The sequence below is a fragment of the Catenuloplanes japonicus genome (assembly GCF_000717135.1).
GTDB classification, from domain to species: Bacteria; Actinomycetota; Actinomycetes; order Mycobacteriales; family Micromonosporaceae; genus Catenuloplanes; species Catenuloplanes japonicus.
Genome location: NZ_JNXY01000050.1, coordinates 63,177 through 73,309 on the forward strand (window position 1 = coordinate 63,177; position 10,133 = coordinate 73,309).

Annotated in this window: 9 protein-coding genes; 4 read left to right on the plus strand and 5 right to left on the minus strand. The window is 70.4% G+C overall.

Annotation, left to right across the window (positions count from 1 at the left end; all coding sequences use genetic code 11):
* Positions 1–57 precede the first annotated feature (57 nt).
* Complete coding sequence (locus tag OP04_RS46435) at positions 58–783, plus strand: MmpS family transport accessory protein (RefSeq protein ID WP_033346466.1); 726 nt, start codon at positions 58–60, stop codon at positions 781–783.
* Positions 784–811: 28 nt separating this feature from the next.
* Entirely contained in the window at positions 812–1,957 is a 1,146-nt protein-coding gene (locus OP04_RS46440) for a pyridoxal phosphate-dependent aminotransferase (RefSeq protein ID WP_051800118.1), read from the plus strand.
* Here OP04_RS46440 and OP04_RS46445 read toward each other — a convergent pair.
* Positions 1,935–4,052, minus strand: a complete 2,118-nt coding sequence (locus OP04_RS46445; RefSeq protein ID WP_232324005.1) for a bifunctional polysaccharide deacetylase/glycosyltransferase family 2 protein — start codon at positions 4,050–4,052, stop codon at positions 1,935–1,937. The two genes, OP04_RS46440 and OP04_RS46445, sit on opposite strands and share 23 nt — an antisense overlap.
* A gap of 213 nt (positions 4,053–4,265) precedes the next feature.
* On the opposite strand from OP04_RS46445, the gene OP04_RS46450 reads away from it, so the two are divergent.
* A complete protein-coding gene (locus OP04_RS46450) occupies positions 4,266–5,129 on the plus strand; it encodes a glycoside hydrolase family 18 protein (protein ID WP_033346487.1) in 864 nt (287 codons plus the stop codon).
* Here the strand turns inward: OP04_RS46450 and OP04_RS46455 are convergent.
* The 4 genes from OP04_RS46455 to rplM form a co-directional block, all read right to left on the minus strand.
* A complete protein-coding gene (locus OP04_RS46455) occupies positions 5,119–5,304 on the minus strand; it encodes a hypothetical protein (protein ID WP_033346469.1) in 186 nt (61 codons plus the stop codon). The genes OP04_RS46450 and OP04_RS46455 overlap by 11 nt on opposite strands.
* A 235-nt stretch (positions 5,305–5,539) precedes the next feature.
* On the minus strand, positions 5,540–6,880 hold the full coding sequence (gene glmM, locus OP04_RS46460; protein ID WP_033346470.1) for a phosphoglucosamine mutase: 1,341 nt from the start codon (positions 6,878–6,880) through the stop codon (positions 5,540–5,542).
* Positions 6,881–7,090: 210 nt separating this feature from the next.
* Entirely contained in the window at positions 7,091–7,681 is a 591-nt protein-coding gene (gene rpsI, locus OP04_RS48925; RefSeq protein WP_085067325.1) for a 30S ribosomal protein S9, read from the minus strand.
* A gap of 22 nt (positions 7,682–7,703) precedes the next feature.
* Complete coding sequence (gene rplM, locus OP04_RS46470) at positions 7,704–8,147, minus strand: 50S ribosomal protein L13 (protein WP_033346471.1); 444 nt, start codon at positions 8,145–8,147, stop codon at positions 7,704–7,706.
* 761 nt (positions 8,148–8,908) lie between these two features.
* Here rplM and OP04_RS46475 point away from each other — a divergent pair.
* Positions 8,909–9,997 (plus strand): uroporphyrinogen-III synthase, encoded by a 1,089-nt coding sequence (locus OP04_RS46475; protein ID WP_033346472.1) that lies wholly within the window; start codon positions 8,909–8,911, stop codon positions 9,995–9,997.
* The last annotated feature ends 136 nt before the right edge of the window (positions 9,998–10,133 follow it).

Genomic DNA, 10,133 nt, shown 5'->3' on the forward strand with positions numbered 1-10,133 from the left:
GAATAGGGCAGGCTGGGAGACGGTGTATAACTCCGCCCCACCTGGAGCCCCGAGGCCATGACTGACCCGAACCAGCCCAACCCGTGGGCGCGCCCGCCGGACGGCGCGCCCGAGCAGCCGGTGTCGTACGTGCCGCCGCCGCAGCAACAGCCGCAGCAGACCGCGAACTGGGCGTACGACCCGCACCAGCCCACGTCCGGGCCGCCGCAGCAGCAGGCGCCGTCCCGCTCGCTGACGCCGATCATCGCGATCATCGTGGCGGCCGTGATCCTGCTCTGCGTGGGTACGGCCGTGGCCGGCGTGCTGGTGTTCGACCAGGCGCGCGACGCGGTCACGACCGACAAGAGCCCCGACCCGGCCCCGCCACCGCCGACGGACGAGCCGACCGGCCGGCCGGCCCCGACCGGCGCGCCGAAGACCGACGACCCGTTCCCGCTGCCGACCGGGATCCCGAACATCCCGGACCTCATCCCGTCCGGCGTGGCGCTGCGGGCGGACGCGGACGCGAAGGTCGTCTACGAGGTCACCGGCGAGGGGAACGCGGTGCTCACGTACACCTCGGAGGGCTCCTCGCACACGGACGGGCCGGCGAACCTGCCCTGGCGGAAGGAGTTCACGCTCGGCGCCGACACGCCGCTGCTGAGCGTCAACGCGCTGCACTTCGGCACCAGCAGCTCGGAGCTGACCTGCCGGATCACGCTGGACGGCAAGGAGATCGTGAAACGGTCCGTGTCCGGGAACGCGACCACCGCTTCCTGCCTGCAGCTGGTCGTGGTTTCGTAGGGGCGTGACTGATCCACTGGTGGCGCGCATGCGCCCGTTCGGGACGACGATCTTCGCGGAGATGTCCGCGCTCGCGGTCCGGACGGGCGCGGTCAACCTCGGCCAGGGCTTCCCGGACACGGACGGACCGCCGGAGATGCTGGCCGCGGCGGAGCAGGCGCTCCGTGGCGGCCGGAACCAGTATCCGCCGGGGCCGGGCATCCCGGAGCTGCGTGCCGCGGTCGGCCGTCACCAGCAGCGGTTCTGGGGCCTGGGGTACGACCCGGACGGCGAAATCCTGATAACGGCCGGCGCGACCGAGGCGATCGCGGCCACCATCCTGGCGCTGTGCGAGCCGGGCGACGAGGTGGTCTGCTTCGAGCCGTTCTACGACTCGTACGCGGCCTCGATCGCGCTGGCCGGGGCGGTGCGGCGACCGGTGACACTCACGCCCTCCGAAACCGGAAATTTCGGATTCGACCCGGAGCGGCTGCGCGCCGCGTTCTCGGACCGCACCCGGCTGGTGCTGCTCAACTCGCCGCACAACCCGACCGGCAAGGTCTTCGCCCGCGCCGAGCTGGAGCTCATCGCCGCGCTCTGCCGCGAACACGACGTCTACGCGGTCACGGACGAGGTCTACGAGCACCTGGTCTTCACGGACAGCGCGGAGCAGCACATCCCGCTGGCCACGCTGGACGGCATGCGGGAGCGGACGCTGCGCATCTCCTCGGCCGGCAAGACGTTCTCCTGCACCGGGTGGAAGATCGGCTGGGTGAGCGGGCCGCGCGCGCTGATCAGCGCCGTGACCAGGGTCAAGCAGTTCCTGACGTACGTCAACGGCGGCCCGTTCCAGCCCGCGATCGCGGTGGCGCTGGATCTCCCCGATGAGTATTACCAGGGCTTCCGGGCCGGGCTCCAGGATCGGCGTGACCAGCTCGCGGCCGGTTTACGACAAGCCGGCCTCCGTGTCCTCCCGTCCGACGGCACCTACTTCATCACGGCCGACATTTCCGATAAATCGAAAAAGGACGGGATCGGGTTCTGCCTGGAGCTGCCGGAACGCGTGGGCGTCGCGGCCATCCCGACGCAGGTCTTCTACGACAACCAGGAACCGGCGCGCACGCTGGTCCGATTCGCCTTCTGCAAGCGGGAGTCCGTGATCGAGGAGGCCGTCACACGCCTGGCCGGGCTGTAGTCGCGGACGACCCGGTGGGCAGGCGCGCGCCCATCAGCGCGTTGAGCCCACCGGTCCGGCGCAGCTTCTGCCAGCCCAGCCGGATGCCGCCCAGCGCCGCCACCATGGCCTGGATCAGCACCAGGTACATCAGCTGGCGGTAGACGAACTGCTGCAACGGCAAACGCCAGAGCGGGCGCGGCGACTCGTGGTCCAGGCGGAACGCGTACGCGGTGCTGGCGAACTGGACCACCAGTACGACCAGCCAGACCGCCACCGTCCAGGCCGGGTGCAGGAAGATCAGGCCGTACAGCAGGTACACGTCGATCAGCGGCGAGAGCAGCGGCAGCAGCGTCTGGAACAGCGTCAGCATGAGCAGCCCGCGCCGCCCGAACCGCCCGCCGGGGCCGGACTCGACGAGTGCCCGCCGGTGCTTCCACATCGCCTGCATCGTGCCGTAGCTCCACCGGTACCGCTGCCGCCACAGCTGCGACATGGACGACGGCGCCTCGGTCCAGGCGCGTGCCCGCTCCTCGTAGACCACGCGCCAGCCGGCCCGGATCACGGCGATGGTCAGGTCCGTGTCCTCCGCGAGCGTGTCGTCGGAGAGGCCGTCGACCTGCCGGAGCGCCTCCCGGCGGAACGCGCCGACCGCGCCCGGGACCGTGGCCATGCAGTGCAGCACGTCGTAGGCGCGGCGGTCGATGCTGAAGCCCACCACGTACTCGATGTGCTGCCACATCGCGATCATGCCGCTCCGGTTCGCGACCTTCGCGTTGCCCGCGACCGCGCCCACCGCCGGGTCCGCGAACGGCTGGACCAACAGGCTGACGGTGTCGATCTCGAAGACCGTGTCGCCGTCCATCATCACCACGACGTCCGTGGTCGCGTGCGCGATGCCGGTGTTCAGCGCCGCGGCCTTGCCCGCGTTCGGCTGGCGGAGCACGGTGACGTTCGGGTGGCCGAGCGCGTCCGCGATGTCCGCGGTGCCGTCCGTGGAGCCGTCGTCCACCACGATGATCTCGACCGGGTGCACGCCCGCGACCAGCGAGCCGAGCGTGTCGGCGATGCACTCCTTCTCGTTGTAGGCCGGCACGATCACGGTGACGGTCCGGTCGTAGTCCGGCCCCCACGGCGTCCGGCGCGCATGCCGCCGGGCCAGGATAAGCAGCACGCACAGCCGGGCCAGCGTCAGCACGCCGAAGACCAGCAGCAGCACCGCGAACCAGCTGGTCACCGCGCGGGCGATCTGCACGGCGCCGACCAGCGCGATGCCGAGCGCCCGGTCCTGCGCCGTGGCCGCCGGGTTGACCGTGGACATGCCGGTCAGCGCCGCGACCGTGGTGAACGTGTACCCGGCGCGCTTCAGGTCCGGGATCACCGCGTCGAGCGCGGCCGCGGTCCGGGACCGGTCGCCGCCGCCGTCGTGGAAGAGCACGATCGCACCCTGGCCGCCCGGCGGCGTGGCCGCGCGCCGGATGTCGGTCATCGTGGCGTGCGACTCCCAGTCCCGGCTGTCCAGCGTGTTGACCACGGTGAGGTAGCCGTTGCCGCCCGCCTCCGCGACCACCGGCCAGTTCTGGTCGTCGAACGCGGCCGCGGTGGACGAGTACGGCGGCCGGAACAGCACGCTGGAGACGCCCGCGGCGCCGGCCAGCGCGAACTGCGTCTCGCTCGCCTCCACGCCTCGCCGCCACTCGCCCTGCCCGGCCAGGTCCGGATGGGTGAACGTGTGGATGCCGATCTCGTGACCCGCGTTCCGCACGTCCCGCACGATTCCGGGACGGGAACTGATCTGTGATCCGATCATGAAGAAGACCGCGGGCACCTCGTACTTCGCGAGCACGGCCAGAATCTCCGGCGTATAGGTCGGATCGGGACCGTCGTCAAAGGTGAGAACAATTTGTTTGTCCGGCGGGGTGAGTGTGGCGATCGCGTTTCCGTCCACCGAGATGATCGGGCCGCCGTCCAGCACGTCACGCGGCACCCCGCCGATCGCATTCGTCGCCCCGATTGCACCGTCCTGCGCGAACTCGCCCGTCACGATGCCGTTGACCAGGAGAATGCTCGCGAACAGCCCGAGCACCACCACGAGCAGAAACCCGCGAACCCTCACTGTTCTCCCCTCGGCCACGCCCGCCCCATCCTTAACAGTTGTGACCGTCTTCACAATCAAAATCATTCGGGGGTACGGAGGAGAAATGCGCGACTCTGCGGTGACATAGTGCTGAAGGTGCCCCGGAGACGCATCTTCGCCATTCTTCCCGTGCTGTTTCTCGCCACTTCCTGCACCGGTGAACCGCGACCGCCGGATAATGTGCCGACCGCGATGCAGGTGTCGCCCTATATCGACATCGCCAGCGGTTCGCTCGATATCGGCGACGCGGTCCGCGAGTCCGGTCAGACCGATTTCACGCTCGCGTTCGTGGTCGCGGAGAAGTCCGGCGGCTGCACCCCGACCTGGGGCGGCACGCTGGCGATCGACGCGGCACGCGTGCAGGCGGACCTGGACGAGATCGCGGAGCTCGGCGGCGAGGTGACCGTGTCCACGGGCGGCGCCACCGGCACCTACCTGGAGAAGGTCTGCTCCCGGCCGCAGCTGACCGCGGCGTACCGGAAGGCGCTGGACGCGGCCGGCAGCAACGACCTGGACGTGGACATCGAGCAGTCCATCGCGCCGGACACGGTCACCGGCGCGCTGGCCGACCTGCAGCGCGAGCGCGGCACCAGGGTCACGCTCACGGTGCCGGTGGCCGGCGTGACGCAGGGGCTGACCGACGACACGCTCACGCTGCTGCGGAGCGCCCGCACGGCCGGCGTGGACCTGTCCGTCAACGCCATGACCATGAATTTCGACCCGGCCGGCGCGGGCTGGGGTGACGCGATGACCGCGGCCGTGGACGCGGTGGCGGCGGACCTGGCCACGGTCTGGCCGGACCGGGACACCGCGGCGCTGCACCGGATGCTCGGCGTGACGCCCATGATCGGGGTCAACGACACCGGCCCGGTGACCACGCTGGCGGACGCGCGGGAGGTGCTGGCGCACGCGTCCGAGCGGGGGCTGGGCTTCGTCCGGTTCTGGTCCGTCAACCGGGACAACGACGGCTGCTCCGGCACGGTGAGCCCGTCCTGCAGTGGCATCGCACAGTCGGAGTTCGAGTTCACCCGGCTGTTCGACGAGTTCAGCGCTTGACCATCGTCGCCCGGGTGGACAATCCGGTCGTGTCCGAGGCCTCCACCACGCTGGCACCGATCACCGCGATGTAGACGATCGAGAACGTGGCGACGACCGCGCCGGCCACCGTCATCATCCGCTTGCGCCGCCCGGTCACGTCGACGAAGACCTGCGGGCGCTCACGCTGCAACATCTGCGGATTTTTCCTTTCGCGAGCGACTTATCGGCCGATGAAGGCATCAGGGCCTTTCCGGCCGGACGCGCACGAGCCTAGGAAGCCGTGGCGTGGCGCCACCCTGGCCGAACAGCGGACCCCGCGCTCATACGACACGCTCCGATCCCCCGCGAGCACACAGCGCTGTTCCGAACGTGACAAAAAAGCAGGGCCGCGACCATTCCGGTCACGGCCCTGCCTCGGATGTCGCCTATCAGACGGTGCGTACCACGTCCGCCACGCGCTCGGCCACGCGCTCCGCGATCTCCGCGGTGGACGCCTCGATCATGACCCGGACCAGCTGCTCCGTGCCGGACGGCCGCAGCAGCACGCGCCCGGTGTCGCCCAGCTCCGCCTCGGCCTCGGCCACCGCGGCCTTGACCGCGGGCGCGGACGCGACCGCGCTCCGGTCCGACACCGGCACGTTGATCAGAACCTGCGGCAGCTTCGTCATCACCGACGCCAGCTCGGCCAGCGTCTTCCCGGTCGCGGCCAGCCGCGCCATCAGGTGCAGGCCGGTCAGCGTGCCGTCGCCGGTGGTGGCGAACGCGGGCATGACCACGTGACCGCTCTGCTCACCGCCGAGCGCCAGGTTCGAGGCGCGGAGCTCGTCCAGCACGTAGCGGTCGCCGACCTTCGTCTCGACCAGCTTGATGCCGGCCTCGCGCATCGCGATCCGCAGGCCCAGGTTGCTCATCACGGTGGTGACCAGCGTGTCCTTGGTCAGCGTGCCGGCGTCGCGCATGGCCAGCGCCAGGATGCCCATGATCTCGTCACCGTCGACGACCGCACCGTCCGCGGAGACGGCCAGGCAGCGGTCCGCGTCGCCGTCCAGCGCCACGCCCAGGTGCGCCTGGTGCTCCAGCACCGCGGCCTGGAGGCTCTCCAGGTGGGTCGCGCCGCACTCGTCGTTGATGTTCAGGCCGTCCGGCTCCGCGTGGATCACGACCACCTCGGCACCGGCCTCCTCGAACGCGACCGGGGCCACCTCGGAGGTCGCGCCGTTCGCGCAGTCGACCACGACCTTGATGCCGGCCAGCGGGTGCGGCGTGGACGCGACCAGGTGCTTCACGTAGTGCTCGATGCCGTCGAGCAGGTCGTGCACGCGGCCGATCGCGGCGCCGACCGGGCGGGTCCAGCCGCCGTTGTTCGCCTCGATCGCGGCCTCGATCTTCGCCTCGATGTCGTCGGGGAGCTTGTGCCCGCCGGCCGCGAAGAGCTTGATGCCGTTGTCCGGCATCGGGTTGTGCGAGGCGGAGACCATCACGCCGAAGTCGGCCTTGGTCTCACCGACCAGGTACGCCACGCCCGGCGTCGGCAGCACGCCCACCCGCAGCACGGTCGCGCCGGCGCTGGCCAGGCCCGCCACCACGGCCGACTCCAGCATCTCGCCGCTGGCCCGCGGGTCCCGGCCGACGATCGCCAGCGGCGGGTGGCTGCGGTCCGTCTCGGCGAGCACGTGCGCGGCCGCGACGGCGACGGACATCGCCAACTCCGGCGTCAGATCCGCGTTGGCCTTGCCACGAACGCCGTCGGTGCCAAAGAGCCGCCCCATTGCTGTCCTTCCCTCGCCTGATGTGGTGGTACGTCGTCGACCCGCCGCATCCACTGCTCATGATCCGGCGGGGTTGCGACGGCCGGGCGGCTTTCGTGCGAGCCGCGGCGGCCGTGCGGTGTTTCTGCGGGGAGACTTCGTACAACAGCAAACGGCCAGGCAAACCGCCCGGAGGCGGCCTGACTGGCCGTCAGCGTCAGACAGACAAGGTCAGCGCTTCGAGTACTGCGGCGCCTTGCGAGCCTTCTTGAGACCGTACTTCTTGCTCTCCTTGACCCGGGGGTCACGGGTGAGGAAGCCGGCCTTCTTCAGCGCCGGACGGTCGTCGCCGTCGTTGGTGATGAGGGCACGGGCGATGCCGAGGCGCAGCGCGCCGGCCTGGCCGGTGATGCCGCCGCCACGCAGGTTCGCGATGACGTCGAAGACCTCGGTCTTCTCCGTGGTGACGAGCGGCTCACGAATGAGCTGCTGGTGCACCTTGCTCGGGAAGTACTCCTCGATGTCGCGGCCGTTGCAGGTCACCTTGCCGGTGCCCGGAACGAGGCGGACCCGGACGATGGCCTCCTTGCGGCGGCCCACGGTCTGGATCGGGCGCTCGCCGCGCGGCACGCGGGTCAGCGTCGCGGTCGCGGTGTCCGGGGCGATCTCGGCGACGTCGGTCACGTCGGCCTCAGCGGCCTCGGTCACCTCTGCGTCGGCCTCGGGAGCCTCGGTCTCGTCGACGGCCACCTCGGTGGCGTCGATGTCGGTGTCGGTCGCCGGCGCGTCAGCGGCAGGCGTCTGCTCGTCGATGTCAGTCATGCTTCTTCTCTCGCCTGCGCTACTACTGCGCGACCTGGGTGATCTCGAACGGGACCGGCTGCTGCGCCGAGTGCGGGTGCTCAGCGCCGGCGTAGACCTTCAGCTTCTTGATGAGCTGACGGCCGAGCTTGTTGTGGGGCAGCATGCCCTTGACCGCGAGCTCGATCGCGCGATCGGGACGCTTGGTCAGCAGCTCGTCGTAGCCGATCTGCTTCAGACCGCCCGGGTAACCGGAGTGGCGGTACGCCACCTTGGTCTGCCGCTTGTTGCCGGTCAGTGCAACCTTGCCCGCGTTGATGATCACGACAAAGTCACCCATGTCGACGTGCGGCGCGAAAGTCGGCTTGTGCTTGCCGCGGAGCAGAGTCGCGGCGTGGGTGGCCAGTCGGCCCAGCACGACGTCAGACGCGTCGATGACGTGCCACTGACGCTCGATTTCACCCGGCTTCGGGCTGTACGTACGCACAGGTCTACCTTGTCTCGTCGTCGGTCTGTTTCGCGCGCTGGGCGTCGATACAGAGCACGCACGCGAAACACCAGATTACCCCGACCTTCTTTTCCACGTCACAGCGGGACGGAGAAGCGTCTGCGCCCGGCCGGGATCTCGGCGCCGAGGCCGGGAAATGTAGGGCCGGAGCAGGGGATGGTGAACGGTTACGTGACTGGCATATCGCAGCCATCGCACAACAGCAGGCAACTTTACCCGGTGTCCCGGTCTGGGGTCAAAACGAGTGGTCCGCGCGTCCGTCCGGCGGGGCATAGGGGAGCGTGAGCGGCTCTTAACAGGCTGAAAACAATCAAGACGTCCGAGCGAAACCGCCCACCTGCACTCTTCCGACATGGCAGGTGCGATGGCGTACAGGCGGCATGACGGGGTGTCATCACCCCTGGCCCGCCGCGCGTCCACCGGTCACACGGAGCCACCACCAGGCTTGAGGACGGACCTGGTGGTGACGCCGAGCCGGTTCCCCGGTTCGGCACCCGGCGAGCGTGGTTCTCTGCCGAACCGCCACGCCGGCACAGAGGAGCCGCGGCGCGGCCCGGCCGGAGGCACGGTCGATACGCGCAGGCGTGACGTGGGAGCGGGTTTACGCCGAGGACGGCGCATTCGTCGCGTGCCCGTCGGTGGACCGGTCGGACCCGCCGCGGCTCTTCGCAACGCCCTCACCTTCTCCGGCCGCCGCCCGACGACGACCATGGGAGTGCCGCCCGTGACCCTCTCCAGAGATGTCTGACGAGCTCAGCGGCTTCACGATCGGGGTCACCGCGGACCGCCGCAGGGATGAGCTCGCCTCCCTGCTGGAACGGCGCGGCGCCCGGATCGTGCTGGCGCCCGCACTCCGCATCGTCCCCATCGCCGACGACACCGAGCTCCGTGCCGCCACCCGCGCCTGCCTGGACAATCCGCCCGACATAGTGATGGCGAACACCGGCATCGGCATGCGTGGCTGGCTGGAGGCCGCGGAGGGCTGGGGCCTGGGCGAGCCGCTGCGGGCCGTGCTCTCCAGTGCGTACATGGTGGCTCGCGGCCCCAAGGCCCGGGGCGCCATCCGCGCCGCCGGGCTGCAGGACCAGTGGTCGCCGGACTCGGAGAGCTGCGAGGAGGTCGTCGCCCACCTGAAGGCGTACGGCGTCGCCGGCAAGACCGTCGCCATGCAGCTGCACGGCGACCGCCAGCCCGAGTGCTCCGACGCGCTGGAGTCCGCCGGCGCCCGCGTCATCGAGGTCCCGGTCTACCGCTGGGCGCCCCCGACCGACCCCGCCCCGCTGCACCGCCTGGTCGACCTGATCTCCGGCCGCCTCGTCGACGCCGTCACGTTCACCTCCGCGCCCGCCGTGAGCGCCCTCCTGCGGGCCGCGGGCCCGTCCACCGACTCCGTCCTGGAGGCACTCCGCGGCGACGTCCTGGCGGCCTGCGTGGGCCCGGTAACCGCCGCCCCACTCCGCCGGCACGGCATCCCCGTACTCGCCCCCACCCGCGCCCGCCTGGGCGCCATGGTCCGCACCCTCGTCGACGAACTCCCCCAGCGCGCCGTCAACCTCAAGATCGGCGCGCACGTCCTGACGCTACGCGGGCACGCGGCCGTCATAGACGGGGAGCTGAAGCCGCTCGCCCCCGCCCCCATGGCCGTCCTGCGCGCACTCGCGTCGACCCCCGGTCGCGTGCTGTCCCGCGCGGCGCTGCTCCGCACTCTCCCGCGCGGCGCCGACGAACACGCAGTCGAAATGGCCGTGGCCCGCCTCCGAGCCGGCCTAGGCACCCCCGGCGTAGTCCAGACCGTCGTCAAACGCGGCTACCGCCTCCCCGTCGACTGACCATTCCGGCCGAGGCTCGAATTAGCTCTAAACCGGTCCACAGACAATCCCTGGACCACAGCGCTACAGCACCGCCGTGTGCGACCAAGCCAGCAACCCTCGATCTACCCGTGCGCTCAAACCTCAACAGCGCACC

Excerpts from the sequence above, each read along its gene's own strand:
- OP04_RS46435 (WP_033346466.1), top strand. The coding sequence starts at position 58 with ATGACTGACCCGAACCAGCCCAACCCGTGGGCGCGCCCGCCGGACGGC.
- OP04_RS46440 (WP_051800118.1), top strand. The coding sequence starts at position 812 with ATGCGCCCGTTCGGGACGACGATCTTCGCGGAGATGTCCGCGCTCGCG.
- OP04_RS46450 (WP_033346487.1), top strand. The coding sequence starts at position 4,266 with ATGCAGGTGTCGCCCTATATCGACATCGCCAGCGGTTCGCTCGATATC.
- OP04_RS46455 (WP_033346469.1), bottom strand. The coding sequence starts at position 5,304 with ATGTTGCAGCGTGAGCGCCCGCAGGTCTTCGTCGACGTGACCGGGCGG.
- glmM (WP_033346470.1), bottom strand. The coding sequence starts at position 6,880 with ATGGGGCGGCTCTTTGGCACCGACGGCGTTCGTGGCAAGGCCAACGCG.
- rpsI (WP_085067325.1), bottom strand. The coding sequence starts at position 7,681 with ATGACTGACATCGACGAGCAGACGCCTGCCGCTGACGCGCCGGCGACC.
- OP04_RS46475 (WP_033346472.1), top strand. The coding sequence starts at position 8,909 with ATGTCTGACGAGCTCAGCGGCTTCACGATCGGGGTCACCGCGGACCGC.